This is a genomic window from Asticcacaulis sp. (assembly GCF_051956075.1).
Classification (GTDB): domain Bacteria; phylum Pseudomonadota; class Alphaproteobacteria; order Caulobacterales; family Caulobacteraceae; genus Asticcacaulis.
Genome location: NZ_JBQCGA010000026.1, coordinates 1 through 26,090 on the forward strand (window position 1 = coordinate 1; position 26,090 = coordinate 26,090).

The following is a 26,090-nucleotide window of genomic DNA, read 5'->3' on the forward strand; positions in this document are numbered from 1 at the left end:
TTGGGGGGGTCGAGCGCTAAATCGAGCGCGTCAGTGCGTGGTCCCATTTCATTCATGTTCTGGATAGTTCGGAACGGTTAAGGGTCTGCTTTAAGGAAACGACTGTAAATCACCACGTCGAACCGCTGTTGCAAGTTTAAGAGCCTTTCGCAGATATGCGCGCTGCTTGGCGTCATGAAGCCCTTTTGCGGATCGACGACAAGCAAGAGCCGACATGGCACGCTATGATCTGGCGGCGAGGGCTGGGGCGTCATCGGTAGTCCTCCAGCGTCCAACGCGCGGCGACGACCTGCGGCAGTCTTATTAGACGCCGCACAGCGTCAGGCGCGTCGGTAATGTTGTCGCGTCCGCGCCAGCGCACTTCGCATTCGACTTGCGTCGCTTCGCTATTAGCGTCTCGCGTCACGGCGTCGATTCTCACCTTTAATCCACTGGCCGCCTGGCGCAACTGATCGGCCTCGAGGCCCGGCGCGCGCACGTCAAGATGCAACCGTCCGACATGCTCGCGCGGCACGCAGCGCTCCAGTGGCTTGAACAGCCACAACACGACGACGCCGATGATGAGCGCGGCGAGGCCGAGTCCCAGTTGGCCGCCGCCCAGGGCCAAACCGTCCACTGTGACAAACCACAGGCTTGCTGCGGTCGTGATGCCGCGCACCCCGCCGTGCCTGCGCTGAATAATAACGCCCGCGCCGATAAAACCGATGCCGCTTAAAATCCCCAGTGGCAGGCGCATCAGATCCAGCACCGGGAAGGACGCGTCGGTCTTGCCCGTGACATCAAGCAAGAGATTGGCCTGCATCATCGCCATGCCGGCGGCGAGACAAACCAGAATGCTGGTGCGCATGCCCACGGGCTTACCGCCCGCGTCACGGTTTAAGCCAATGACGGCGCCAGCCAATACGCACAGCGCCAATCGCAAGGCTATGTCCTGCCAGGTCAGGTGCAAAGGCACGTCAGTCTCCTGTGCTAAACCGGAGGTTAAACTTCGCTCTGCTTCAGACGCGCGACCAGACGAAAGCTGAGGGACTTTCGTAGAAATCGGATAAGTGGGACCCCGCCATGGCTTTTAAGCATTGATTTCTTACCGCCCTTTGTGGCCCCATCGGCGGGCGCTCATCAGGTGAATTTGCGGGGCCACGATATGTCGAACACCATAAGGCGCACGCCGTGGAGCCTGCTCAAGGCGACCTTTCAGGCATGGAACGCCGATGAGGCGCCCAAGCTCGGCGCGGCCTTAGCCTTTTACAGTATGTTGTCGATCGGGCCGCTGGTACTGATCGCCATCGCCGTGGCGAGCATGTTTATCGGTCATGACGCCGCCGGTCGCATGCTGCTCGACGAAATTAAGGGGCTGATGGGCGAGGATGCGGCGCGCGCCTTGCACACGGTCATCGACCACGATAAGGGCGCATCGCGCAGTTTGATCGCCACCCTGATCGGGCTTGCGACATTACTGGTGTCGGCGACGGGCTTCTTCTATCAGTTGCAGGCGGCGCTCAACGTCATCTTTAACGCGCCGCACGCCAAGGCGGGAGTGCGCGCCTTTCTGCGCCGTCGCATTTTATCCTTCGGCATGGTCGCCGCCATCTGCCTGTTGCTTCTGACGTCCTTGGTGGTGTCGGCGGCTTTATCGGGGGTGAGTGGAGCGCTTGGCGACAGTCTGCCTGTTGTGCTGGGCCAGATGATCAACAGCATCGTGTCCTTGCTGGTCTCCACGCTTCTCTTCGCCTTCGCCTTTCGCTACCTGCCCGATGTGCGGCTGCGCTGGCGCGATGTATGGCTGGGCGCAGGCCTGACCGCTGTTCTGTTCACGATCGGCAAGGCGCTGATCGGTCTTTATCTGGGCCACAGCAGCTTTACCTCCAGCTACGGCGCGGCGGGCTCGCTGATCGTTCTGCTGGTTTGGGTCTATTACTCGGCGCAGATCGTCTTCTTTGGCGCCGAATTTACGCAAGTTTACGCCCGCGCCTCAGGGCGCGCCCTGTCACTGAAAACGGATGTCACGCTCGCGCCGCCGCCGCCAAAGCCGATGCAGCCCAAGTCGCCTTCCGTCCTGATGCAGGTCAGCGTGGCGAGCGTGGCCCTGTTTGCAACGGCCACAGCCTTCTTGCGGCGACGCTCGTCGCGCGGAATCGCCAAGACAGATGCGATGCATGGATGAGGCGAGGGCGGCCATACGCGCGGCGGTCATTGAAGCGCCCGAACGCATCTGGAAGCAGGGCAGGGATGTCTCGGGGACGCGCGCCATCGCCGAGGAGGTTCCCGTCGCCATTGTGATCGACGCCTCCAGCGAGGCGGTGATGATGGCCAGCCCCGCAGATCTGGAGGATTTTGCGGTCGGCTTCAGCCTGACCGAAGGCCTGATCAAAAGCGTCTCCGATATAAGACGCATCGAGATCGCGCCGCAAGCGAAGGGCGTGGAGGCGCGGCTCTGGCTGCATCCGGGCCGTTTTGCGCATGTGGCGCGGCGGCGCGCCCGGCTTTCTCCAAGCGGCTGCGGCCTTTGCGGCGTCGAGAGCCTGAATATGGTGGAGGCCAAGCCCGGTTCGGTCGCGGTTGATCTGAGCTTAACCGCGCGACAGGTGACGCAAGCCGTCAACCATCTTCGCGACCATCAGGCCTTAGGCGTGCGCACGCGCGCCGTCCATGCGGCTGGCTACTTTACGCCGCAGGACGGCTATCTGGTCGTGCGCGAAGATGTCGGGCGACACAATGCGCTCGACAAGCTGGCTGGCGCCCTGTTGCGCGACGGCGCATCGCCGCCGCCCGGCGCAGTCGTGCTAAGCAGCCGCGTCTCGTATGAAATGGCGCAGAAGACGCTCGCCATAGGCGCGCCGATCCTGATCGCCATATCGGCGCCGACTGGTATGGCGCTCCGCGTCGCCGAGGCGGGGGGGCTTACTGTCGTGGCGGTGGCGCGCGCAGTCGGGTTTGAGGTTTTCACCCATCCGCAGCGCATCCGATTTTGATCATTCCGCAGCGGCGAAGATTTCCGTTTCGCGTTCGATACGCACGGGCACGGACTTGCTGGCCGGCGTCTTGGACAGCTTGTCGTGGTGGCTGAGCGGCACCAGCACATTCGCTTCAGGATAGTAGGTCGCGACCGTATCGCGCGGCAGATCGAACGGCGTCACCTTAAGTCCGCCCAGTTCGCGATGCTGGCCGTCATCGAGATCGGTGACCAGCTTGACCATCTCGCCCTCTCGCAGCCCCGCCGCCGCCATCTCCTCACGGCTGATCAACAAAACGTCGCGTGTGCCTTCGATACCGCGCATGCGGTCGGAATAGCCGTAGATGGTGGTGTTGAACTGGTCGTTCGAGCGTAAGGTGATCAGGCGGTAGCGGCCGGGCTTGTCCTCGAAAGCGTTGGCGCGCAGCGCCTCGGGCACGGTGAACATCGCCTTGCCGGTTTCGGTCTTCCAGATGCGTTCTCTGGCATAGTTGCCGCGATAAAAGCCGCCCGGCTGGAACAGGCGTTTGTTGTAATCGCGAAAATCCTCCGGATAGGTCAGTTCGATCAGGTCGCGCACCAGACCGTAATCACGCGTCCATGCGTCCCATTTGACCTTAGAGTTGGGCGGCAGGCTTGCCTTGGCGATGCCAGCGATGATGGCCAGTTCGCTGCGGACGTGCTCTGACGGCGGCTTGGCGTTGCCGACCGAACCGTTGATGTTGGAGAAGCTGTCCTCGATCGAGCAGACCTGGCGGTTATTTTCCTGCACGTCGATTTCGGTGCGGCCAAGGCAGGGAAGGATATAGGCGACCTTGCCCGGAAACAGGTGGCTGCGATTGAGCTTGGTCGAGATCATGACCGTCAGCTCCTGCTTCGGCCAGTGGTCTTCCATGCGCTTCTGATCGGGCGTGGCGCGCAACAGATTGCCGCCTAAGCAGATGAAGCCCTGAAGCTCGTCGCGGAACAGCGTTTCAGCGGCCTCCGTGATATTCATGCCGTCTTCCGTTGGCGGTTCGAAGCCAAACAATTCTTTAAGCTTGTCCATAGGGACCAGCTTGGTCTTTTCGGCGATGCCGACCGTGCGCTGGCCCTGCACGTTGGAGTGGCCGCGGACCGGGCACATGCCCATGCCGGGCTGTCCGATCTGGCCGCGCAGCAGCATCAGATTGACCAGCATGCCCAGATTATCCGAGCCGTGCACCTGCTGAGTCAGGCCCATGCCATAGACGGCGATGATCTTGTTCGAGGTGACGAAGATCTCGCCGGCGCGGCGCAGATCGTCCTCCGACAAGCCGCTTTCGCGCTCAATGTCCGCCCATGAGGTCTCACGCGCGGTCTTGATGAAGTCTTCTGAGCCCATGGTGTGCTGTTCGATGAAGGCGTGATCGACAATGCGCGCCTTCCCCGCAGCCTGGGCCGCGTCATCGGCCTCCAGCACCACCTTGCAGAGGCCCATAATGGCGGCTATGTCGCCGCTCGACTTGACCTGAAGGTAGAGGTCGGAAATCTGAGTGCTTTGTCCGGTCAGCATCTGGGCCGGATTCTGCGGATTGGTGAACTCAATCAGTCCCTTTTCGCGCACCGGATTGAAGGTGACGATGCGCGCGCCGCGCTTCTTAGCCTCTTGCAGCGGATGCAGGAAACGCGGGCTGTTCTGGCCGGTGTTCTGACCGAAGAAGAAAAACGCCTCGGTCATGCCGATGTCGTCCCAGTTGACCGTACCGACCGGCGAGCCGATCACCTTTTTCAAGCCCACCGAGGTCGTCTCATGGCACATATTCGAGCTTTGCGGCAGGTTATTGGTGCCGTAGAGCCGCGCCAGCAACGCGTAGAGATAGGACGGCTCCAGCGCCGCGTGGCCGGAGGAATAGAAGACGACCTTTTTCGGATTGAGCCGTTTCAATGTCGCGCCGATCTCGGCAAAGGCGTCGCTCCAGTCCACAGCCTCATAACGATCCGTCTCGGCGTTATAACGCAGCGGATGGGTCAGGCGCCCCGTCATTTCCAGATCGTGATCCTTCCAGCCGCGTAAGGCCGTGACCGTATGATCGTCCCAGAAGTCCGGCTTGCAGCGCGCGCTGGTCACCTCCCACAGGGTCGCCTTGGCGCCGTTTTCGCAGAATTCGAACGGATGCGGCTTGAGCGGCTTGGCCCAGGCGCATGAGGTGCACATGAAGCCGCCGGGTTTGTTCTGCGTCGCCAGAAGCTTGAGAGCGTCGGGCTGGCTCCATTCCTCGCCGAACACGCTGGCTATGCCGCGTAAGGAACCCCAGCCGCCGGAAGGGCCTTTGTAATGAACGGAATGCTTTTCGTCGGGATCGTGCTTGGAGTCGGTTTAGTTTTCCATTGAAAACCTCCGAAGGCTGGGGGGAGGCCACCAGCCGTAGCGGCGAGGGTGTAAGGATGAAATATGAAAAGGCCCGTCCAATCTCTTGTGGCGTGTCCGATCCTGTCGGGCGCTTTACGGATCGGATCCACCTCGCGCGTCGCTTCTTTAGTCGCGCGCGCCCATGCTGACACCCCGCTGAGGGCGCGTTCACATCGACAGGAAACATCCCATGGTCAAGGCCTCCACGGCTGCGTTCGCCACCGTACTCATACTGACCCTCACCGCCGCATCGGTCCTAGCGGCGACGCCGACGCCCGCCGCCTTCGCCGATAAGGCGGCGCAGGGCGATATGATGGAGGTGCAGCTTGCTAAAAAGATGCTGCAACGCTCACATAATAAGGATGTGCGCAGCTTCGCCGAGCGCATGGTCAAGGACCACACGCAATCGGGCGAAGAGCTGAAACAGGTCGCATCGGATGATCATCTGATGCTGCCGACACATCTCAACGCCAAGTTCCAGGGCAAGATCGACAAGGTCTTGTCCAGCCGAAACGTCGATAAGGCCTATATATCCTTCATGGCGCGCGATCACCGCGAAGATGTGTCCGATTTCAGTCGGTACGCGGCCAAGGGCAAGGATGCGAAACTCCGCAACTTCGCCATGAAGACCCTGCCCGTGCTCGAAGAGCACAAGGCCATTGTCGATAGGATCAACGCCAGGATGTAGCCTTTATCGACAGTTCGTTCTGCTAAGCCCGGTCTATGTCTCGCCACCTGTCTCGTGCAGGAACCGCGCTATGTCGCCGCGCAGGCGCTTCGCATCTGATGCCTGAACGGCGAGATTGAACAGATGTTTTTGAATGTCGCGCGGCAGAACGAACCAGGCGCTGACCACCGCCGCGCCGAGCCGCTGGGTCATCCGCGTCTCGTCGGGCGAAAGTTCGATCGCGTCGTCCACCAGCAGGGGATGAACCGCCGGATCAACCGGCTGAAGGTCTGGGGGAATATCGCCGTTGTCCATCGCTTAACGCTCCATCTTCTGGTAATCGCTCATCGTCATGCCCTGCGGCAGCTGACCTGCTCGCGCTCGCGCAATCTGCGGATGTCGTTCGCGGTAAAGGCCCGCACAGGCGTCAGGCAACGCTCATCAAACCCGCGCATGGTCGATTTGTCGATCAGCCCGACCTCGTGAAGATCGCTGGCGAGCTCGTGCAGGCTAGCGGAGACATCATTCTTATAGGTTTTCGCTTTTGGCATCGTCATTTATCTCGATAAACTTACCCGCGTTCAGAAGGCTCGCGATTTGCGCTTCGGTCGCGTCTAATAGAACAGGCGCAAGCAATTTGAAGTCCTGTAGCTCCGCGTCGCTGATATTATTGCCCTGGTCCTTGTTGGCGAAGCCGTGAATGAAAAAGGCGCGGTCCGCAGCCCGGAAAAACGGGATGGTGCGAAACCCGCCTGACTTTCCCGCATTCGTCCGCCCAAGGCGCATCTTGATCACGCCGCCGCCGAGATCGGCGTCAATGAGACCAAGGCCCGCATCATGCGCGGCCTTCAGAAGCTGTGCGTCGCGGATTTGCGTGCAAACCGGACGAAGGCCTTGCTTTTAAAGGTTCGCACAGGACAGAAACCTCATAGAATATATAGAACTAGGTTCTATATTTCAATATCCATGATCAGAATTTGGCGCACCGGCTTCAGGCAAATCGCCGCGATGGCGATGACGATGGCGACGATGGGGGGCGGCTGAAGCGGCCGAATGCACGCCTGGGCGCCTCGCCGACCTCGCTTATCGGGCCGGACTGATCGCGCTTCTCAAGCGGGAGCGCTGACGCCTGGAGGTCGTCAAGATAATCTGACCACCACTGCGCCATTTCAACGCGCTCGTCCCAATGCGCCGCCCGGTTGTAGATCCGTCGTACGGAATTGGCCTTCTGGTGGGAGAGGGCGCGTTCGATGGCGTCAGGCGTCCACATCCCCGACTCATTGAGCAAGGTGCTCGCAGTCGTTCGAAAGCCGTGAGAGACCATCTCATTCTTGGTGTAACCCAGCCGTCGCAGCGCGGCGTTGAGCGTGTTTTCCGAGAGAGGGCGCTCCCAGGTGCGGACCGAAGGGAAGACGTATTGCCTGTTGCCGCTGTAGCGTCTGACTTGCATCAGCAGGTCCATCGCCTGACGCGACAGCGGCGCGACGTGTTCGAGTCGCATTTTCATCTTCTCGGCGGGAATCCGCCAGACCGCATTTTGAAAGTCGAATTCGGACCATTCGGCGCGGCGGCATTCACCCGGCCGAACGAAGGTCTGGGCTATAAAGCAAAGGGCGAAGCGCGTCATGATATAGCGATCAAAACCATCGATGGCGCGCATCAGGCCACCGATAGCGTCGGGGGCGATGAGGGCCGGGAAATGACGGGTCTTGCGCGAGACAAGGGCGATGCCGAGATCTGCGGCTGGATTATATTTGGCGCGACCGGTGACAATGGCCAGCTTGAAGACGCGGGCGGCAAAGGATCTCGCGCGATGGACGGCTTCGTTGAGGCCTCCCTTTTCCAGCTTTTTTAGCGGCGCCAGAATCTCTAGCGGTTCGATATCGTTGATCGGGCGAGCGCCAATCGCCGGGGTTAGGAGCGACAGGAGCCAGCGATGTTTGACGAGGGTGACCTCGGCCATGCCATTGGCCTCATGGAGTTCAATCAGCTCCTGAGCGACCGCGTCAAACGTATTGATAGCGGAGCGCCTGATTTCGCGCGCCTTGCGTTCGGCTTCTTTGGATGGATCTCGCCCTTCGCTCAAGGTCTGCAGGCCATCGTCTCGCTTCTGACGCGCCTGCGCCAGCGACACGGATGGATAGGCGCCAAATGACAGCGTCCTTTTGACGCCTTCGAACCTGTAACGCCAGCGCCAGTGCTTTGAGGCATTGGAGGAGACCCGCAAAAACAGGCCTGATTCGTCGTAAATCTTGTAGGGTTTATCGCCTTTCGGCTTCGCGGCCCTGATTTTTGCGTCCGTCAGCGGCATGACTGGGTACACCAAGGTGGGTATGATTTGAAAACGATACGAAACGCGGTCCCAAAAATCACCCCAATCGGCCTCGGATGCGGGCAAATCTGGGCGAACATCGGAGGACTTTCCGACGCCTAAATTACTTGATTTTAAAGGAGTTTTCAAACGCCCTCGCATGTCCTGGGACATGCGCCTGGCTCCCCGAGCAGGACGGCCTATAAAGTCATATAACGTACTGAAAATGTTTAACTTTACACGCGCGTAGGTTTTGTTTCTGCACAGGACATTTGCACACGCGCCCGATAAAGGCAAGCGGCCAACCGTGTATGTCTTTCCTAACGATTTGACGGGTTAGTGACTTTCCGCCGACTGAAAAGGTGCTTGAACGGATGAGCGTGCTTGTGTTTGACCCCTGCGTGAGTCCTCGCCGCAACAACGATCTCATGTTGAAGCTCGTTAATGCTGTCGTTTATCCCGATTGCGACTTTTGTGACCTTTGAGTTCCAATCTTCATGGCGAAGATGGCCGTTGCTTTGGTAGGCGCTCCTTATGCTGGAGGCCATGCCGCTGTATGCCTTCTGAGCTTTCAAAACATTTTCAAGTGCAGGCTTCACACTAGGAAAATAAATATCAACCAGCATAGTCATGGTTTCATGACCGCCATATTTTTTAACACTAGAATTCTCTATTTGCATCTCTAACATTTTATTATAGTCGATCTCTCCTCTTATAAGAGGGTAGTATGAAATAACATGACAACTCAAATCTTTTCCAAATTCATCGGTGGATAGGTAAAGCTGTTCTGCTTTTTCACGGAGAAATATTTTTTGAGTATGGTTTCTATTCAAGCGATAGGTCACAAATGACGACACCACACCACTGGCGAAAATAGAGCCGATGCCTACAATCAGCGTAACGGTAGCTGTGTCCATCTTTCCCTCCAAAGTTTTGAGATGAATACGCGAAAAGAAATATCGCTGCTAGACTCTAAGGCTGAAGTCGCAGCTAAGGAAAATACGTATTTGTGGGCTGGAAATATCCGATCACTTTTAGGGTCACATAACCGAAGCCCCATATACGCGGGAGGCGAGCCGCAGTTCCCCCCGTAGGGGGGCGCGCCGGTAAACCCGAAGCCAACCCAAAGTCCCCCGCCGGTCCACCCGGAAGGCAGCCCGCGCAGGGCGGCGCTTATATGATGAGGCCCGCCCCGGAGGTGATCCAAGAGCGGGCCGGAAGGAAGCCTAGGGGTGAGGTGGGGCAGGCATTAGGCCTGACGTAAAGCGCACCAGTCGCGCCTCTTCATCCTGCATTTGCGTTCCCAAAGGCATCGGGCCTGCCGCACCCTCACGGTCTTTCCCCGGTTGGGGCCGCGCGGGCGGAAGCTTCGAGACGGCGTTGAGCAATCGGGCGTGTTCCGCAGCGAACCTGTTAATCTCGCACCCTGAGCGGTGAAGGTCATTTCTTTTGCGGCCAAGGGCCTTCTTTTTGGAAGCGGGAGGTGTGGTTAGCATGTGTATCTCGCTTTGATAGTTAGAAGCCACCTTAGACTCCGCATTGCGGTCGCGTGTCAAGTCATTGAATATAATAGTAAATGTGCAGCGGCGCAGTTGATGCAATGATGCAGACGGTCCTGACAAGCGGGCGTTTAATAGCCCGTTGACTAATGGTTTAATGCGGTATATCAAATCAAGATACGACCGTATGGAGATTTGTTATGTCGGGGAAGTTCATTGCCTACTACCGGGTTTCGACCCAGCGACAGGGCGCGTCAGGCCTCGGCCTCGCAGCCCAGCGGCAAGCCGTCGCGGACTATCTAAGGGCGACCGGGGGTGAACTTGTAGGGGACTTCGAGGAAGTCGAGAGCGGGAAGAATGACGAGCGGCCCGAACTCACCCACGCGCTGGAGCGCTGCCGATTGACGGGGGCGCGGCTCCTGATTGCCAAGCTTGACCGCCTGAGCCGCAATGTGGCGTTCCTCGCCCGTCTGATGGATCAGGGCGCACAGTTCGTCGCCTGCGACATGCCGGAGGCAAACGAACTGACCATTCACATCATGGCAGCGGTCGCCCAGGCGGAGCGTAAGGCCATCTCTGCGCGGACGAAGGCTGCCCTAGGCGCGATCAATGCAAGGCTTGAAGCTGGCGACGAGTATGTCTCGAAGCGGTCGGGAAGGGTGGTCGCGAAGCTGGGCAACCCGCACGGCCTGTCGGCTCCACGCCCTGATCTCGGTGTCGAAGCGATCAAAGCAAAGGCGGACAAGTTCGCAGGCCAAGTCGGGCCTATCGTGCGTGGCCTGCGTGACGAAGGGCTGTCGTTTGCGGCGATTGCCGGACGGCTGTCAGGCATGCACGTCAAGACGCAGCGTGGCGGCGCATGGACGGCAATGGGCGTAAAGCGCGTACTTGAGCGGGCCGTGTAAGAAGGCCTCAGGGCGCTAAGTGACGGCAGTCAGCGCGTATCGCTTCGATTTTCTGCGAGGCGTTTGGCCCGCATTTGCATAACCGTTTCCAGAGCGCTGAGACGATAGATTCTAAGTGTTTCCCCCGGTCCCGCGTCAATCGTTCCTTGCCGCATCTCCTTACTTTGAGAAGTAGCAATCAAGGCCGTCCAAATCCCTTTTATCTGCAAATCGCAGAACCCCATGGCTACGTCCACTATGACGGTTGCAGGTTCACCCGACGGCTCGTCGGCAATAAGATGAGGAGTTATGCAGTCCCTTGCGCGTGTATAAGCCGAATCTAACGAAGGTTTCTCGGAAGTTTGAGGCACGTCCTGTGCGAACGCTGCGCACGGTATCAACATACTGACAGCCGCAGACAAGAAAATAGGCGATGCAAAACGCATTAGGTTTCCTCAATGTCATGTTTGTTAAAATGGACACAGCGGTGACCGAGGCCTTTTGGTGGGTCAGCCGCCCGGTTTCGCTATGGTGGAGTGTGGTGTGAACACATCTCAGAAATGAAACTATCATCAAGTTAAAAGACCGCAACCTTGATGGTATTTCAATCCACTGGAATCAATGTGGTCATCCCTGACCACCTCGACCGAAACCGCCACCATCTTCACCTTCCAGCCCACCGAAGCCCACGCGCCGGTCAACATCCGCACCACCCTGATCGACGGCGAGCCGTGGTTCGTGGCGATGGATGTTATGGAAGCACTGGCGCTCCGCGCTAATCGCGGCACGAACAGTGTCATCTATAATCTACCGGACATCGACAAGAAGGTTGTCCTGCGGATTAGCCTTCATCCGAACGAGGCTAAACGTCCGGGCAACCCACGTCTCACCCTGATTTCCGAACCTGCGGTCTATAGGCTCATCACGAAGTCGGATAGACCGGAGGCCAAGGTGTTTCAGGACTGGCTCTTCCGCGAAGTCCTCCCCTCCATCCGAAAGACCGGCGCGTATTCCCTCGCGGACCACGGCAGGGAAGCCATGCCGCTGCCCATGGACATTGCCGAGGCTGTCGCCAAGGCCATCGCTCCGCTGGAAGCGAAGATCGAGAGCCTGACGGCGCTCATTGAAGGCCTGAAGGTCTCCCCTGAGTCTGACCGGATGCTGACCGCAGCGGCCGCCCTGAAGCTGCGCAAATGGCGCGGAGTCACAAACCCAAGGAATACAAGGGCTTGGAATAAAGCCCCATTATAGAAACCCTCCCGGCCCCCGGTTCGGATCAACATTAAGATAAGCGTCAAGTCAGCTTATGGATAGCTTCAGGCTGACCAGAGGCTTGCATAGTGCCGAACACTGACCCGTCTCCTTCGTCGTTAGAGCCATCAGGGCCGTCACAGCAAACCACGCGCCGGTCAACATTCGCACCGCCCCTGATCGACGGCGAGCCGTGGTTCGTGGGTGCAGACGTCCTAACCTTCCTGTACGGCATCAGCAATGGCCGCGCCAACGCTTACAACTGCTTTGAAGAGACGCAGTTGACCAAAGTGAAACGGATTCACTTAGGCCCTCACTCCGGGAAGGACATGATCATCGTCACCACTAATCGGGTTCGTGGTGGGGCGTCCATGCTGATTGTGCGGAAGCTGGGGTAATCGGTTTCCCCCTATTCACGGGCAATCGTATTCCAGCGCTGGGTCAACGAAGAAGGCCCGTCGTCCATCCGAAAGACCGGCTCATACGCCCTCGCGGACCACGGCAGGGAGGGCTTGAACGGCAGGGGTCTGGAATAAAACCTCCCTATAGGAAAGCAAACTCTTCTGGCCCGCGTCAGATAACCATTAAGTAGGCCTTCAGGTTCACATCAAGCTGACCTGAAGCCGACCATGCGGATTGCCATTGTGATGGGGGCTTCCCCGTCAGAGGCCCCCTCTCACACAGGCCAGCCACGAAGGCAGCCTCCACAGATACCGAACGTCTGACGTGCCGCTCCTACGCGTCAGGCCCGCTCAGACACCGCCCGTTGGCGCTCCGCAGATCGGCCCAGTGCTGACTTCGTGATGCGACCGGGTGGTGTCTGAGTTTCCCCATGGAGCCGCCAAAAGTTCCGCCTTCCGGTCCACCGCCGGGGGCGCTTAGGGGCCGCATGACATTTCAATGCGCGCCCGTCCTGCCCTGTTTTTTGTCCGCTATGTAGGAAGACAGGATCACCCACCCACACCCTCGGCAATCACGCCGGGGGTTTTTTCATGTCAGGAGCCACATGACCCCATCACGTCAACCTAAAGGCCTACTCGAAGCCGCCACAGCGCCCGCCGACGCGCCCCACCTCATCGGCAAAGACCCTCGCAGATTGACAGCCGACGACATGGCCGACGCAGGCGTTCCCATCAGGCTGGCCAAAGCCGCCATCAGGGCCAAGTGTCTCGACTGCTGCGGCGACAATGCTGCGGAGGTCCGCAAATGCGTGTCCGTGTCCTGCCCCTTGTGGCCCTTCAGGATCACCGGAAGCCTACCCGGAGCGCTCAAGAAGGCGGCATTGGGCCAACGTCAGGAGCGATGCAAGGCTGACTCATCTGCCGATAGCCGGTTCCCGCCGAAAACCATCACCCCCGTAACGCCCTGAGCGTAACGGAGAGAGCGGGCTTACCGACATAGCCCGGACCAGTTCACCACCGAAAATCAATCACCACAGCAACGCCATTCCGAGGAGCGAGGATGGCGAAGGAGTGACTATGCCTTATGAAAACCCGCAGGCCCCTCAGCGCCTGCAATACGTTAGCCTTGGCAGTCTCAAAGCCAAGCAGTTCCCGAAGCGGGACTTTCTGTTGTCCCCGTGGCTCAGAGAGCAGGAGTCGGTCATGCTGTGGGCTGCCCCCGGCGTAGGTAAGACGATGTTCTCGATGACCCTCGCGTTGGCCATCGCTGGCGGCGGGGCCGTTCTTGGGTGGACCGCACCGGCCCCCCGCAAGGTGATCTTGGTGGACGGCGAGATGGCCTCAGATGACATTCAGGCCCGCCTAGTCACCCTTCAGGACACCGTAAGCGGGCTTGATGTGGACGCCGCAGACCGCAACCTGATCATCCTTGCGCGCCATGCTCAAGACCCGGATGTGAAGTTCTGGGACTTCGCGGACGAGGAGCAGCACGACCACATCCTCGCCAAGCTGCGCCGGGAGAAGCCGGACCTCGTCATCATCGACAATCTCAGTACCGTAGCCGCCATCGACGATGAAAACGACGCCGCCAAGATGCACACCTTCGTGCGCTTCCTGATGCGGCTTAAGCAGGCCAAGATTGCCTGTCTCGTCATCCACCATGCGAACAAGTCCGGCAGCGGCTTTCGCGGTTCTTCGATGCTGGCGACAACCTTCGAGGTCATCATGGGCATGAAGAAGGAGAAGGGACGCGACGTGCTGGACCCAGCCGGGACCACGCGGTTTCACATGGTCTGGGAGAAATACCGGGGCCTGCGGGACAGCACTATCGGGGACCGGGCGGTCACCTTGTCGCGGACTGACAATGGCGATCTTGAGTGGGCCTTCGAGCTGCCCCAGGACGAAGTGCTGGAAACCCTCGCGGCGCTCGTCAGGTCTGGTCTCTTCACGAACCAAGTCGCCGTTGGCAAGGCCCTGCCGGAACGCTTCTGGCCAACGCAGGGCAAGCCGCCGTCCGAGGGCTGGATTAACGGCAGGTTCAAGCTGGCCATCACCAAGGGCATCATTACCGATAAGGAAGTTGCGGCTCACTTCGAGGCAGCCCGCGAGGAGGCCGACCCGGACGACGACCTCTAAGCCGCCTCAGTCACGAAGGAGGGGGCGCAGCCCTCCTCCGTAGGTGATCCTCATTCCTCATGTCCGTTACTAGCCCGTGAGGACGTGAGGTTCTTTACCTCACAAGGCTTTCCGGGCCGGACTTCGCCGCGATCCTCATGAGCCTTTCACTGCATGACCACCGCCCTCGGCATCCCGCCGGGGGCTTTTCTTTTATGGAGCAAACCCATGGCAAAATACGTCGCCAATGTCATTCACACCACCGACGACCGCAATCACCCTGTCGTCCTGATCGAACTGTCGAACCGCCCCGGCCTGTTCTGCGGCATGGACCGGGCGGACTGGGAGGCTTGGCTTGAGGCGGGCCGGTCGCAATCGCTTTACGCGCAGAGCGGAGGCGGGGGCGTGAACCGCAAGTTTCAGGTCGCGTATAGCGACCGTGAGAACGGGCGGACAGGCTACGCCACGCTTGTCGCCCGCAGCATAATCCAGCCGCCGCCCGGTAAGGTGGTCCGCCGTTTGTCAGGCGACCCGCTCGACCTACGCCGCTGCAATCTCCGTCTGATGGACCGGAAGGAGCGCCGCAAGATCGGCGGATGGTGAGCCGTCATGGCCCTTGAAACGCAGGACGGTATCGACCTGATCGAACTGGAGGACGCGCTTTACAATGAGATCGTCCCTGCCATGATCCGGCTTAATCGGTCCATCAAGATCGTGCGCGACATGATCGCGGAGGCGGAGACTGTGGAGACTATCCGCGCCGCCATAGGCAGGCTCAGGGAACTACGCGACGAGCAGGGCCGAATCAATGCGCGGCTTTGTCAGTTGCTCGACCGGCCCCAGCCGTAGGCCGATACCCGTAACGTCTTCAGGACTCCTAGGAAGCCCGCACAGACTCATCTCGTTTTTTCGCCCGCCATAACCGGGCGCGGCCTGATGGGGCCTGTGCGGGCTTCCCTGAGTCACACAGGGCATAACTAGAAACCAAGGAGCAAACATCATGACGCAAGGGCGCATCGTCCCCGTCACAGATAAGGACGGAAACCGCCTGACCCTCATTGAACTGTCGAACCGCCCCGGCGCGTTCGTTTGGATGGACCGTGAGGACTGGGAACGCTGGGTCAGGGATGGACTACCTAAGGCCCTTTACGCCGTCCATGGGACCGGGCGGCGCGGCTGGACGGTGGCCTATCGGACGCAGGAAGCAGGCCGGAAGAAGTGGACGAACGCCGCGAAGGGGATCATGCGACCACCACCGGGCTACCTTGCAATGCGTCGTTCGGCTGATCCTCTGGATTTGCGAAGGGGGAACTTGAAGGTGATGAGGGCTGGCCACAAGCCACGTCAAGATTAATCGCTTTCGATTTGATAGCGAGGCAGCTTTTCAATCTCCGCTTTCAGGAGGGCGACTTCGTGGTCCCCGTACTTCCGCCCCTCGCTCCCCGCCATGTGGCCTTGGATAGCGTCGAGCGCATCATGCGGGATGCCTGCGGTGCGGCCCTTCGTCTTAAACCGGTGACGCCACCCGTGGTTAGGCTGGACGCGGCTGTCGTTCACGCCTATCTCCCGCACCCAGACCGCGAGGCGCTGACCGACCTTATCAGCTTGCGGGCTTTCAACAGAGCCGCCCCGTGCATTGCTGGGATCATAGAAGATCGGACCATCGGGCAGCGCCGCCACCATCTCGACAAAGCCTTGATCAATGAGGTGTGAGTGCAGGGGGACAAACCGGTATCGGTTCGTTTTGACGGTCCCGGCCTCAGGCGTAATGTGGAGGAGCGGAACACCATCGCGCCGCGTCACATCCTGTTTCCGAAGCTGAGCTATCTCCCCGACACGGGCACCGGTATAAGCGCACAGCCACGGTATCCAACGGCGCGCCCGGTCGCGATGCGGCGTGTTCCTGCCCGGTGGTGCGGACAGAGCGGCCTTGAGGATGGTGGCGGCCTCGGCATCCGTGAACCCGGCCTCCCGCTGGCGCACGTCGCGACGATAGCGGAAGGTCAGGCCCTCAGTCGGGTTTGTTTTTAAGCGGCCTTCCGCGAAGCCCCAGCGCAGCACTGTCAGAAGCGCAGCGAGATAGCTCCCGTTGATCGTTACGGCCTTGCGGGTGCCGTCTGACAGACTTTGCCGCCAGCCGCGTATGTCGTCTGCCGTGATGCGCTCGGCGTCGTCATGGCCGAGGTAGGCAACAAAGACTTTCAGCATCCGCCGCCAAGCTTCCATCGTGCTAGCCTTAGGGGTCTTGTCAGGGTTCACCGCGTACTCTTCAAAAAGGCCCATGAAAGAGACAGCAGGTGACTTGCTAACGTCCTGCGCTGGCGATGGCGGAGACCAAGCGGGAAGCGCGGAGGCGATCTTGTCGGGCCTGTAATCGCCGTCTGCGCGACGGACCATAAGTCGGAACAGGGAAGGGGCAAGCTCATGCGCCTCTCGAGTGACCGCTGCGCGGCTGTTCGAGTGCAGGGCGAGGCCTTCGTTTTGCAGCAAGGTGTCAATGTCGCTGACGATCCACGCCTGTTCCTTCCAGCCTTCATGATCGGGATTGTCGGGGGCCATGTCGTCAAGCGCCGCGTCCCATCCATGGGGATCGCCGGGATTGTCCTCATGCGCCTTGACGCGCTCTTTGTACCACTGACCGGCAAGCGCTACGACCTCGCGATGCGACAGCGTGACAGGCTCTCCGGTTTTTGACCGACGTAGGCGTTCGATCCTTGCCTCTACCGCGTCAAGCCATGCGCGCCATTCGGCGGTAGCCTCTCGGGAGGACAGCGCGGCGGACCAGCGTTTGACTTCGTTTTTCTTCCCGTAGGCCTCCCGGACATCCTCCGGGATTACCTTCCGGCTGGCCCATGAGCCGGTCTTTTTGTCACGCTCTAACTTCGCCATACGTATCGCCATTTGCACACCCGATTTGCACAGGAGCGCGTCTAAAACCCTAACGATTTCGGTAAGTTATTGAACCTGCACGCATAAGTGCGGCAATGGCTCCCCGAGCAGGACTCGAACCTGCGACCATTCGATTAACAGTCGAACGCTCTACCAACTGAGCTATCGGGGATCAACTTGGCAGGCGCGCCCTATAGCAAGGCTCTGATCCGATGCGCAAGCCTGATTATTGAAGTTTTCAACAATTCTCGCAAGGCGGCGCGTAACCCAAGCAAAAAAAAGCCCGAAGAAACGCCTTCGGGCCTTGAAAAGTTTTGGTGATGGTGGGTGTCTTCAAAAAAGCAAAGACAACGCCGTTATGTAAGGATTCAGGTTAATGGGGAGTTAATTTTCGTCGGCTGCGCGATCAAGCCGCACCGTCTGTTCATGACAATTTAACCCGCTGCGGGAAAGCCTGCCCACCACAAGTACATCATCAGGACTCCTTGCCGTGCGTCTGCCTCCGATCAAATTTCGCATCCGTGCGCTTCTTGCTTTGTTTTTCCTTGGATTGACCGGGGCCGTTCTGTGGGTGGTCGAGCAGACTCACACTGTGATCCGAATGGCGGGCGAGGTCGGAGACAGCGCCGCCGCCACGCAGATTGTGCGGATGGAGCAGGGCTTTTCACATCTGGCTCTATCGTTCGGGTTGGTGGTCGGCGTTCTGGGCCTGGTTGCGGCGGTCTATTTCGATCGCGAAGTCTTTTCCATAATGAACCGCCTGAGTCAGCATATGAAGGCGCTGGCGGCCCGCGACTACAGCCGGGCGGCGGAGGGCGCGCAGCGCTCCGACGAAATCGGCGATATGGCGCGCGCCATCGACGTCCTGCGCGCCAACGGCCTGGAGCTGTTGCGGCTGGAAGGAGAGACCGCGCGTCGCGCCGAGGTGATCGCCAGCGAGCGTCGCGATGCGTTGCAGGCCATGGGCGCGCAACTGGAGGCGCAGATGGCGAGCCTTCTGGAGGGACTGACCCGCTCCTCGCAGGCCATGATTCTGACCTCTGAACAGATGAGCGAATCGGCCTTCAACGCCTCGGAAAGCGCAGCTAAGGTCGCGCGCGTGGCCAGCGAAACCTCGCACAGCGCGCAACAGGTCGCCGCCACAGTGCAGGAATTGTCGCAGTCGGCCGACGAAATCGCGGGCTCCACCCTGGCGGCGTCGCAAGTGTCGGCGCGCGCTTCGGGCGAAGCCGAAGCGACCTCAGCTCTTATGACGCGGTTGGGGCGCAGCGCTGACGAGATCAGCGCTGTTGTGGATCTGATCGCGCAGATCGCGTCGCAGACCAATCTGCTGGCGCTCAACGCCACCATTGAGGCGGCGCGCGCGGGCGAGCATGGCGCAGGCTTCGCCGTTGTGGCCGCCGAGGTCAAGGCCCTGTCGCAGCAAACCGAAAAGGCGACGTCCGAAATCACCGGCAAGGTGCAGCAGATCCAGAAAGACGCCGGCGGCGCGGTCGCCGCTATTGGCGACATCGTGCGGACCATCGCCGACCTGCGCGCGGGCGCTGACGATATTGCGCGCTCGGTCGCGGCGCAGCAGACGGCGACCAGCCGCATTGCCGGAACCGTCGAATCGCTGGCCGCCGGTTCGCGCAGCGTCGGCGAGGATATTGATTCGGTGCGCGACGGCGCCAATGAGACGGGCCAGGTGGCCAGCGTCGTTTTTGAAGAGGCCAAATCCGTTGCGGACGTCGCCGCGCGCCTGCGCGAGGAACTGGCGCGCTTCCTGGATTCAGTGCGCACGGCGTAACGCCTTAAACATGTAAGGGAAATCACTTGGAGGCCTGACCCGGAGTCGAACCGGGCTACACGGATTTGCAATCCGCTGCGTAACCGCTCCGCCATCAGGCCTCACAGGAGCGAAGCGGTCAGCTATCAGATCGTTTGACCGCCTGCAACGCTGATTACGGCATTTTTCCCAAGATATTTTTAAGATGCGCGGACATATGCGGCTTTTGCGCCGCAAAAGCGGCTGAAAAAGCCGTTGAAGCCTTGGGGGGATTACGCTTATAAGCGGGCGGATTAGAGCTTTGACTCATGTAGTTGCGTCTTGTTCCGAAAAGGAAGCCGTCGATGGATTTTCACGCCAGCCGTCAGAATATGGTCGAATCCCAGGTGCGGGTGAATGACGTGACCGATCAGGCTCTGGTCGCCGCCATGCGTAAGGTGCAGCGCGAGCGCCTGTGCGCGCCGTCCGAAGCCTTCCGCGCCTATGGCGAGGTCGAGCCGGTGATCGCGCCAGAGCGTTTCCTGATGGCGCCGCGCGATATCTCCAAACTGATGCAGATCGCCGAACCGCGTTTCGGTGAAACCGCGCTGGCCATAGCTGCGCCTTACGCCGCCGCCGTGCTTGCTGAGGCGGGACTTAAGGTGACCGAGCAGGAGGCCGACTCGCGCGCCATGGCGGTGGTCGAGCCCTATCTCAAGGCATTGGGCGTAACAACCGCCATCCAGGATCTGAAGACGCCGGTGGGCGGAGACTATGACGTGATAATTGTCGAAGGCTCGGTCGCCGAGGTTCCGGCGGCCTGGCTGAAGGCGCTGAAGGTCGGCGGCCGTCTTGTGGTCGTGCTGAAAGACGGACCGGTCGGACGCGCACGGGTCTATCTGCGCCTGACATCCGGCTATTCTGAACGTGACGCGTTCGATTCCGCGCCGACGACCTTGCCGGGCTTTGGGCGCGCGCCGTCGTTTCAGTTTTAAATCGGAACCGTCCGCGCCTAAGCGGACGCGCCGCTGCCACAAATTGTCGCGCCGCTCTGTCATCAGGGCGGCGCGTCTTTACATAAGGCGCAGCCTGCATTAGTAATGCCTTATATGCAAAAACATGCATAAATGCGTGCGCCGTCGTAAAAATGGCAAAGGTGAAAAATCCTTAACTCGCCAAGTTTATGAAGTTCTGGCATCTGAAAATCTGGAGTTCGTCTGCCGCTGGCGCGAAACCCTGTTATAATGGGTGGGACGAGGGCAATTTCGGGGTACTATTTTATGAAGAAGTCGATATTCGGCGCAAAGTCGTTCGCTACGTCGCTGGCGCTGCTGATGGCGTCAGCAGGAGGGATGGGAGCGCTGGCGCAGGCGGCTCAGGCGGAATCGCTGGGCGACGCCATAGCCATGGCTTATGCGCAAAACCCGACCCTCTTGCGCGCGCGGGCGCAGCAGCGGGCCGCGGACGAAGGCTATGTACAGGCGCGATCCTATCTGGGGCCGTCGCTGAACGCGGGCGCCTCAACCGATTACGCCGATCATTCGGATGGTCTGGGCAATCGCTCCTATACAGGTCTGTCGCTGTCGGCGACTCAGACCCTGTTCGCGTCCGGCGGGCTGACCGCCTCGCTGGCCGCGTCGAAGGCGACGGTCATGTCGGGCCAGCAAAGCCTGCGCTCGACGGAACAGGGCGTGCTGCTCGACGTCATATCGGTCTATACCGCCGTGCAGCGCGATCAGCAGGCGCTGAAAATCTCGCAGGACAATTACGATATTCTCAAGCAGCAGCTTGATCAGACCCAGGCGCAGTTCGACGCCGGGCAGTTGACGCGCACCGATGTGGCGCAGTCGCAGGCGCGACTGGCGGCGTCAGCGGCGTCGCTGGCCTCGGCGCAGGCGCAACTCGATACCGACCGCGCAACTTACGTCGCCATTGTCGGTCAGGCGCCGGTGGCGCTCGATCCTGTGCCGGACCTGCCGGGCCTGCCGACCGATCTCAATGCGGCGCTGGATTCGGCGCAGAAGAACAATCCCGACATGCAGGCCGCCATGTACGCCGAGCAATCGGCGGCGGATCGCGTGCGCGCGGCGCGTTCGGTCTTCGGTCCGACCATCGGCCTGTCGGCGCAATCGGGCTATACCGCGCCGACCAATCACCTGGGCACACTGAGCGACAATGAAAGCACCAGCCTGACGGCGCGCCTGTCGATCCCGCTGTTCAGCGCAGGCCTGAACGGGTCGCAGGTGCGTCAGGCCAAGGAAAATCTGGCGGCGCAAACGGCGGGTGTCGAACTGACCCGCCGCAGCGTCGTTTCGACCGTGTCGCAGGCCTGGTCGCAGATGCTGGCGGCGCGCTCGGCGGTGACCTCGAACGAGGAGGGCGTCAAGGCGGCCCAGATCGCCGCTGACGGCGTCAAGACCGAGCAGCAGGTCGGCCTGCGCACCAATATCGAAGTGCTGAACGCCGAACAGGATCTGAAAAGCGCGCAATTGTCGCTGATCGAATCGCAGCGCAACGCCTATGTCGCGGGCAGCCAGTTGCTGGCCGTCACCGGCGCGCTGGATCCCAAGGCGTTTGCGCCAGACGTTCAGACCTATGATCCGCAAGCCAATTTCGACAAGGTGAAGAATAAGGGCTGGTCGCCGCTGGAGCCGGTGGCGCGGCTTCTGGACGGCCTGGCTTCGGGTATGTAATCCGGCATTGCTTTTTTACTGTGGACGGGGGCGCGCAGTCGCCCCCGTTTTCGTTCCGTCACAGAAAAATTCATCGAAATTGGCGAAAAAGCGGCGCAGGCTCGCCCTTGAAGGTTGCCAAAATCTCCGAACACGTGTCACCTAGCTTTGGTTTCAGTTCCGCAAACCGATTCGCAGCAGATATAAGACGATGGCCGAACAATCCGCACACGAACCGACTATGGAGGAAATCCTGGCCTCCATCCGCCGCATCATCTCCGAAGACGATGCGCCTGCCGACGAGGCCGCGGAGCCGGAAGCCGCCGCCGCTGAGCCTGAACCCACGCCGGAACCGGCCCCCGTTATGGACGAGGCCGAGGACGAAGCGCCGGAAGAAGACGTGCTTGAGCTGACCGAAGCCTATGACGCGCCGTCGTCTGTGTCGATTGGCGATATCGACGCTTACACGCCTGAGGCGGAGCCTGAACCTGCGCCTGCCCCTGCGCCCCAATCAGCTCCGGTCGCCGCTGCGCCACGCGGTCCGGGTGGACTGGTCAGCGAAACGACCGAAACCGCCGCGCTGTCGTCCTTTACGGCTCTGACCAGTTCTTTGCTGGTGCCCGTCAGCGACCGTACTTTGGAAGACGTTGTGCGCGATATGCTCAAGCCGATGTTGCAGGCATGGCTCGATCAGAACCTGCCGGCGATTGTCGAGGAGCAGGTGCGAAACGAGGTCGAGCGCATTGCGCGTCAGTCGCGCCGCTAAGTCGCGCCCAAAAGCATAGATTTTCAGGGTTTGACCTGATAAGAGGGCGGCGTCGGCAACGAACGCCGCCCTTATCATTTCTCTTTTTTATTCCGAGCCATGTTAGACAAGACCTTCGATCCGCAATCCGTTGAACCGCGCCTTTACGAGATGTGGGAAACGTCCGGCGCCTTTGCGCCTTCGGACGCGGGCGAAGCCTTCTCGATTGTGATTCCGCCCCCCAATGTCACGGGCAGCCTGCACATCGGCCATGCGCTCAACAATACCTTGCAGGACGTGCTGATCCGCTTTGAGCGCATGCGCGGCAAGGCGGCCCTGTGGCTGCCGGGCACGGACCATGCCGGTATCGCGACGCAGATGGTGGTCGAGCGGCAACTGGCGGCGGCTGGCAATGTGGGGCGCCGCGATATGGGTCGCGAGGCCTTTGTCGATAAGGTCTGGGCATGGAAGGCGGAATCGGGCGGGACCATTGTGCGGCAATTGCGCCGCCTCGGCGCCTCGTGCGACTGGTCGCGCGAGCGCTTTACGCTCGATGACGGCCTGTCTGCGGCGGTGCGCAAGGTGTTTGTGACCCTGCACAAACAGGGACTGATGTACCGCGATAAGCGGCTGGTCAACTGGGATCCGCACTTCCAAACCGCGATCTCCGATCTTGAGGTCGAGCAGAAAGAGGTGGACGGTCATTACTGGCATTTCGCCTACAAGCTGGCCGACGACCTCTATTATGAGCATCCGGTCAAGGACGAGGACGGCAACGAGACGTTCGAGCGCCGAGACTATATCGTGGTGGCGACCACGCGCCCGGAAACGATGCTCGGCGATACGGCGGTGGCCGTGCATCCGGACGATGCGCGCTATATCAACCTGATCGGCAAGCACGTTATCCTGCCGATTACGGGGCGGCGTATTCCGATTATTGCCGACGACTACGCTGATCCGTTCAAGGGTTCCGGCGCGGTCAAGATCACGCCCGCGCACGATTTCAACGACTTCCAGGTCGGCAAACGTCACAACCTGCCGCAGATCAATATTCTCGACGAGCAGGCGCGTCTGCTGAACTTTGAGCCGGTGCCGGAGGCTTTCCGTGGGTTGGACCGCTTCGCTGCGCGTAAGGCGATCATCGCTCGCGCCGAGGAAGAGGGCTGGCTGAAAGCTATCGAAAAGACCAAACATATGGTCCCGCACGGCGACCGTTCCGGCGTCGTGATCGAACCCTTCCTGACCGACCAGTGGTACGTCAATGCCGGTGAACTGGCCAAGGAGGCGATCAAGGCGGTTGAGGATGGCCGCACCGTGTTCGAGCCACGCAACTGGGAAAAGACCTATTTTGAATGGATGCGCAACATCGAGCCGTGGTGCGTGTCGCGCCAGCTCTGGTGGGGCCATCGCATCCCAGCCTGGTACGCCGAGGACGGCAAGGTCTTCGTTGCCGAAACTGAAGCCGAGGCGCTGGCCGAAGCCGAGGCGCACTATGGCGTCAAGATCGCATTGCGCCAGGATGAGGACGTCCTCGACACCTGGTTTTCGTCGGCGCTGTGGCCGTTTTCGACCATGGGCTGGCCGGAGGATACGGACGATCTCAAGCGCTTCTATCCGACGCACACCCTGATCACCGGCTTTGATATCATCTTCTTCTGGGTCGCTCGGATGATGATGATGGGGCTGCACTTCACCGGTGAGGTTCCGTTCAAGCGGGTGTTCATCAACGCCCTGGTCCGCGACGACAAGGGCCAGAAGATGTCGAAGTCCAAGGGCAATGTGATGGACCCGCTGGTGCTGATCGACGAGTATGGCGCCGATGCTTTGCGCTTCACCATGACCGCTATGTCGGGGCAGGGGCGCGACATTAAACTCTCCAAGCAACGCATTGAAGGTTATCGTAATTTCGGCACCAAGCTGTGGAACGCCACGCGTTTTTGCCAGATGAACGAATGCGCGCGCGTGGACGGCTTCGATCCGTCAGGTGTGAAGCTGACCCTGAGCCGCTGGATTCGCGGCGAGGTGCAGAAAACCCTGTCCGCCGTGACGCAGGCGCTGGAAGCCTGCGCCTTCGACGATGCGGCCAATGCGCTCTACAAATTCATCTGGAACGTATTCTGCGACTGGTATCTGGAGCTGGCCAAGCCGATCCTGAACGGCGACGATGCGGCGGCCAAGGCGGAAATCCGCGCCATGACGGCCTGGGTTCTGGATCAGGCGACCCTGATGCTGCACCCGGTCATGCCGTTCATTACCGAGGAGCTGTGGGCGAAGAGCGGCGGAGAGGGCATGTTGATGACCCACGCCTGGCCGAAGTTCGACGCGGGCGCCATTGACGCCGAAGCGGATGGTGAGATCAACTGGCTGATCGACCTGATCAATGAAATCCGCTCGATCCGTTCGGAAATGAATGTGCCGGGGTCGGCGCGCCCATCTCTTACTCTTACAGGCGTTAATGCGCAGTCGTCGGAATGGCTGACTGAACACGCCCATCTCTTAATTGCGATGGGCCGTTTAAAGAGCATTCACGCAGAACTGGATAGAGAACAATCTATACCAAATGGCGCGGTCCCGTTTGTCGCAGGCGAAGCCACTGCATATCTGGCCGTGGCCGAGTTTATAGACCTGAAAGCCGAAGAAGCCCGCCTGACCAAAGGCATAGCCGAGTTCGACAAGACCATTATCGGCACGTCGAAAAAGCTCGACAATCCCGACTTCGTGGCCCGCGCGCCAGAAGAGGTGATCGAGGAAAACCGCGAACGCCTGACGGAAGCGCAAAACGGTAAAGCAAAACTGGCGGCGGCATTGGAGCGGCTGAAGGCGGCGCTGTAGGTTTTATCCACAGATTACACAGATGTTCGAGGCGGATTGCACGCTACCGCTATCGGCGGTGAAAAATCGTTATCGCGGATGATGGCCTTCGGCCATCTGAAAGCAAGATGACGGCGACGCTACTGCTTATCCGTGGCTATCCGTGTCGCTGGCCGTCAGGCCAGCGTTTCCGTGTTCATCCGTGTTCAATGACCCTGCTCGCCAAGCTGACAAGCGATAGCGGTAGCGTGTAATCCACCCTGAAATCTGCGCTTATCTGTGGATTCCTTAATTCCGCCGCTCAAGACCGGCGCGGCGGAAGTCGGCGCATCTGGAAGCCGGTCTTGCTCTGTTCAAATCCCGCCGCCTGATAGAATTGCAGCGTTTCTGGACGTTGCGAGCCGGTCAACAGCATGACCTTGTAGCAGCCGCTACGCCATGCCGCCTCGGTCGCCGCCTTGAGGACGGTCTTGCCATAGCCCGTATTGCGATGCGCGGCGTCGGTGACGACGTTTTCGATCAGGGCGTAGGGCGCGCCGCCGCGCGTCAGGTTAGGGATGACGATCAGCGTGCAGGTCGCGACAAGCGCCCCGTCCACACATCCGACGATAATCCCGCTGCCGGGATAGAGTTGCAAAAGCTCCCGGTTTTTCAAGGCGTCATCAAGCGGCGTCAGCGCGTCGTCCGGGGCGAGATGGCGGTAAAGCTGCAACAAGGCAGGCACGTCCCCACTGTCGGCGAAACGGACCTTCAATTCCGAACGGCGCGTCATGG

General features: G+C 60.1%; 21 protein-coding genes, 2 tRNA genes and 1 pseudogene. 13 read left to right on the forward strand and 11 right to left on the reverse strand.

All coding sequences use genetic code 11. The features are described 5' to 3' along the window. Positions 1-250 precede the first annotated feature (250 nt). A complete protein-coding gene (locus tag ACTHLA_RS06430) occupies positions 251-955 on the reverse strand; it encodes an MgtC/SapB family protein (protein WP_440186386.1) in 705 nt (234 codons plus the stop codon). Positions 956-1,144: 189 nt separating this feature from the next. Here ACTHLA_RS06430 and ACTHLA_RS06435 point away from each other — a divergent pair, with 189 nt between their 5' ends. Together ACTHLA_RS06435 and fdhD are read left to right on the forward strand one after the other, a co-directional pair. Next, positions 1,145-2,164: a YihY/virulence factor BrkB family protein gene (locus ACTHLA_RS06435; protein ID WP_440186388.1), complete on the forward strand. Its 1,020-nt coding sequence runs from the start codon at positions 1,145-1,147 to the stop codon at positions 2,162-2,164. Beyond that, a complete protein-coding gene (gene fdhD / locus ACTHLA_RS06440) occupies positions 2,157-2,972 on the forward strand; it encodes a formate dehydrogenase accessory sulfurtransferase FdhD (protein WP_440186390.1) in 816 nt (271 codons plus the stop codon). The genes ACTHLA_RS06435 and fdhD overlap by 8 nt, the downstream gene beginning before the upstream one ends. Here fdhD and ACTHLA_RS06445 read toward each other — a convergent pair. Further along, positions 2,973-5,225: pseudogene (locus tag ACTHLA_RS06445) on the reverse strand (FdhF/YdeP family oxidoreductase); the annotation flags it as partial. Between the two features lie 289 nt (positions 5,226-5,514). Between ACTHLA_RS06445 and ACTHLA_RS06450 the strand changes: the two are divergent. Next, a complete protein-coding gene (locus ACTHLA_RS06450) occupies positions 5,515-6,012 on the forward strand; it encodes a DUF4142 domain-containing protein (RefSeq protein ID WP_440186392.1) in 498 nt (165 codons plus the stop codon). A gap of 33 nt (positions 6,013-6,045) precedes the next feature. Here ACTHLA_RS06450 and ACTHLA_RS06455 read toward each other — a convergent pair whose 3' ends face one another. The 5 genes from ACTHLA_RS06455 to ACTHLA_RS06475 all read right to left on the reverse strand — a co-directional run bounded on the left by ACTHLA_RS06455 (position 6,046) and on the right by ACTHLA_RS06475 (position 9,219). Further along, the gene (locus ACTHLA_RS06455) at positions 6,046-6,306 is read right to left on the reverse strand and encodes a hypothetical protein (protein WP_440186394.1); all 261 of its coding nucleotides are present in this window, start codon (positions 6,304-6,306) and stop codon (positions 6,046-6,048) included. 35 nt (positions 6,307-6,341) lie between these two features. Beyond that, positions 6,342-6,542 carry a hypothetical protein gene (locus tag ACTHLA_RS06460; protein ID WP_440186396.1) on the reverse strand — a complete coding sequence of 67 codons (201 nt, stop codon included), beginning with the start codon at positions 6,540-6,542 and terminating at the stop codon, positions 6,342-6,344. Continuing rightward, positions 6,520-6,861 carry a type II toxin-antitoxin system RelE/ParE family toxin gene (locus ACTHLA_RS06465; protein ID WP_440186529.1) on the reverse strand — a complete coding sequence of 114 codons (342 nt, stop codon included), beginning with the start codon at positions 6,859-6,861 and terminating at the stop codon, positions 6,520-6,522. The genes ACTHLA_RS06460 and ACTHLA_RS06465 overlap by 23 nt, the downstream gene beginning before the upstream one ends. Positions 6,862-6,982: 121 nt before the next feature. Then, positions 6,983-8,476: a tyrosine-type recombinase/integrase gene (locus ACTHLA_RS06470; protein ID WP_440186398.1), complete on the reverse strand. Its 1,494-nt coding sequence runs from the start codon at positions 8,474-8,476 to the stop codon at positions 6,983-6,985. Positions 8,477-8,622: 146 nt separating this feature from the next. Further along, positions 8,623-9,219, reverse strand: a complete 597-nt coding sequence (locus ACTHLA_RS06475; RefSeq protein ID WP_440186400.1) for a hypothetical protein — start codon at positions 9,217-9,219, stop codon at positions 8,623-8,625. A gap of 782 nt (positions 9,220-10,001) precedes the next feature. Here ACTHLA_RS06475 and ACTHLA_RS06480 point away from each other — a divergent pair. From ACTHLA_RS06480 to ACTHLA_RS06500, 5 genes are all read left to right on the forward strand, one after another. Beyond that, complete coding sequence (locus tag ACTHLA_RS06480; protein WP_440186402.1) at positions 10,002-10,706, forward strand: recombinase family protein; 705 nt, start codon at positions 10,002-10,004, stop codon at positions 10,704-10,706. A 600-nt stretch (positions 10,707-11,306) separates the two neighbouring features. After that, positions 11,307-11,936 (forward strand): BRO-N domain-containing protein, encoded by a 630-nt coding sequence (locus ACTHLA_RS06485; protein WP_440186404.1) that lies wholly within the window; start codon positions 11,307-11,309, stop codon positions 11,934-11,936. Between the two features lie 1,478 nt (positions 11,937-13,414). Beyond that, complete coding sequence (locus ACTHLA_RS06490; protein ID WP_440186406.1) at positions 13,415-14,473, forward strand: AAA family ATPase; 1,059 nt, start codon at positions 13,415-13,417, stop codon at positions 14,471-14,473. A 207-nt stretch (positions 14,474-14,680) separates the two neighbouring features. Then, a complete protein-coding gene (locus tag ACTHLA_RS06495; RefSeq protein ID WP_440186408.1) occupies positions 14,681-15,055 on the forward strand; it encodes a hypothetical protein in 375 nt (124 codons plus the stop codon). A gap of 6 nt (positions 15,056-15,061) precedes the next feature. After that, positions 15,062-15,301, forward strand: coding sequence for a hypothetical protein (locus ACTHLA_RS06500; protein ID WP_440186410.1), 240 nt, complete (start codon positions 15,062-15,064; stop codon positions 15,299-15,301). Positions 15,302-15,802: 501 nt separating this feature from the next. Here ACTHLA_RS06500 and ACTHLA_RS06505 read toward each other — a convergent pair. Both ACTHLA_RS06505 and ACTHLA_RS06510 read right to left on the reverse strand, forming a co-directional pair. Beyond that, positions 15,803-17,341 carry a hypothetical protein gene (locus ACTHLA_RS06505; RefSeq protein WP_440186412.1) on the reverse strand — a complete coding sequence of 513 codons (1,539 nt, stop codon included), beginning with the start codon at positions 17,339-17,341 and terminating at the stop codon, positions 15,803-15,805. A 96-nt stretch (positions 17,342-17,437) separates the two neighbouring features. Next, positions 17,438-17,513, reverse strand: a tRNA-Asn gene (locus ACTHLA_RS06510). Between the two features lie 318 nt (positions 17,514-17,831). Between ACTHLA_RS06510 and ACTHLA_RS06515 the strand changes: the two genes are divergently transcribed. After that, entirely contained in the window at positions 17,832-19,130 is a 1,299-nt protein-coding gene (locus tag ACTHLA_RS06515) for a methyl-accepting chemotaxis protein (RefSeq protein WP_440186413.1), read from the forward strand. Between the two features lie 27 nt (positions 19,131-19,157). Here ACTHLA_RS06515 and ACTHLA_RS06520 read toward each other — a convergent pair. Beyond that, positions 19,158-19,231, reverse strand: a tRNA-Cys gene (locus tag ACTHLA_RS06520). A gap of 222 nt (positions 19,232-19,453) precedes the next feature. Here ACTHLA_RS06520 and ACTHLA_RS06525 point away from each other — a divergent pair. The 4 genes from ACTHLA_RS06525 (at position 19,454) to ACTHLA_RS06540 (ending at position 25,337) form a co-directional block, all read left to right on the forward strand. Continuing rightward, positions 19,454-20,083, forward strand: a complete 630-nt coding sequence (locus ACTHLA_RS06525) for a protein-L-isoaspartate O-methyltransferase family protein (protein ID WP_440186415.1) — start codon at positions 19,454-19,456, stop codon at positions 20,081-20,083. Positions 20,084-20,368: 285 nt separating this feature from the next. After that, positions 20,369-21,781: a TolC family outer membrane protein gene (locus ACTHLA_RS06530; protein WP_440186417.1), complete on the forward strand. Its 1,413-nt coding sequence runs from the start codon at positions 20,369-20,371 to the stop codon at positions 21,779-21,781. Positions 21,782-21,971: 190 nt separating this feature from the next. Beyond that, complete coding sequence (locus tag ACTHLA_RS06535) at positions 21,972-22,526, forward strand: DUF2497 domain-containing protein (protein ID WP_440186419.1); 555 nt, start codon at positions 21,972-21,974, stop codon at positions 22,524-22,526. Between the two features lie 99 nt (positions 22,527-22,625). Continuing rightward, on the forward strand, positions 22,626-25,337 hold the full coding sequence (locus ACTHLA_RS06540; protein ID WP_440186421.1) for a valine--tRNA ligase: 2,712 nt from the start codon (positions 22,626-22,628) through the stop codon (positions 25,335-25,337). A 280-nt stretch (positions 25,338-25,617) separates the two neighbouring features. On the opposite strand, the gene ACTHLA_RS06545 is transcribed toward ACTHLA_RS06540, so the two are convergent. Continuing rightward, positions 25,618-26,088, reverse strand: coding sequence for a GNAT family N-acetyltransferase (locus ACTHLA_RS06545; RefSeq protein WP_440186423.1), 471 nt, complete (start codon positions 26,086-26,088; stop codon positions 25,618-25,620). Between the last annotated feature and the right edge of the window lie 2 nt (positions 26,089-26,090).

Excerpts from the sequence above, each read along its gene's own strand:
- ACTHLA_RS06530 (WP_440186417.1), top strand. The coding sequence starts at position 20,369 with ATGAAGAAGTCGATATTCGGCGCAAAGTCGTTCGCTACGTCGCTGGCG.
- ACTHLA_RS06475 (WP_440186400.1), bottom strand. The coding sequence starts at position 9,219 with ATGGACACAGCTACCGTTACGCTGATTGTAGGCATCGGCTCTATTTTC.
- ACTHLA_RS06525 (WP_440186415.1), top strand. The coding sequence starts at position 19,454 with ATGGATTTTCACGCCAGCCGTCAGAATATGGTCGAATCCCAGGTGCGG.
- ACTHLA_RS06480 (WP_440186402.1), top strand. The coding sequence starts at position 10,002 with ATGTCGGGGAAGTTCATTGCCTACTACCGGGTTTCGACCCAGCGACAG.
- ACTHLA_RS06485 (WP_440186404.1), top strand. The coding sequence starts at position 11,307 with ATGTGGTCATCCCTGACCACCTCGACCGAAACCGCCACCATCTTCACC.
- ACTHLA_RS06500 (WP_440186410.1), top strand. The coding sequence starts at position 15,062 with ATGGCCCTTGAAACGCAGGACGGTATCGACCTGATCGAACTGGAGGAC.
- ACTHLA_RS06545 (WP_440186423.1), bottom strand. The coding sequence starts at position 26,088 with ATGACGCGCCGTTCGGAATTGAAGGTCCGTTTCGCCGACAGTGGGGAC.
- ACTHLA_RS06495 (WP_440186408.1), top strand. The coding sequence starts at position 14,681 with ATGGCAAAATACGTCGCCAATGTCATTCACACCACCGACGACCGCAAT.
- ACTHLA_RS06450 (WP_440186392.1), top strand. The coding sequence starts at position 5,515 with ATGGTCAAGGCCTCCACGGCTGCGTTCGCCACCGTACTCATACTGACC.
- ACTHLA_RS06455 (WP_440186394.1), bottom strand. The coding sequence starts at position 6,306 with ATGGACAACGGCGATATTCCCCCAGACCTTCAGCCGGTTGATCCGGCG.
- ACTHLA_RS06535 (WP_440186419.1), top strand. The coding sequence starts at position 21,972 with ATGGCCGAACAATCCGCACACGAACCGACTATGGAGGAAATCCTGGCC.
- ACTHLA_RS06435 (WP_440186388.1), top strand. The coding sequence starts at position 1,145 with ATGTCGAACACCATAAGGCGCACGCCGTGGAGCCTGCTCAAGGCGACC.
- ACTHLA_RS06540 (WP_440186421.1), top strand. The coding sequence starts at position 22,626 with ATGTTAGACAAGACCTTCGATCCGCAATCCGTTGAACCGCGCCTTTAC.
- ACTHLA_RS06505 (WP_440186412.1), bottom strand. The coding sequence starts at position 17,341 with ATGGCGAAGTTAGAGCGTGACAAAAAGACCGGCTCATGGGCCAGCCGG.
- ACTHLA_RS06490 (WP_440186406.1), top strand. The coding sequence starts at position 13,415 with ATGCCTTATGAAAACCCGCAGGCCCCTCAGCGCCTGCAATACGTTAGC.
- ACTHLA_RS06470 (WP_440186398.1), bottom strand. The coding sequence starts at position 8,476 with ATGTCCCAGGACATGCGAGGGCGTTTGAAAACTCCTTTAAAATCAAGT.
- fdhD (WP_440186390.1), top strand. The coding sequence starts at position 2,157 with ATGGATGAGGCGAGGGCGGCCATACGCGCGGCGGTCATTGAAGCGCCC.
- ACTHLA_RS06460 (WP_440186396.1), bottom strand. The coding sequence starts at position 6,542 with ATGCCAAAAGCGAAAACCTATAAGAATGATGTCTCCGCTAGCCTGCAC.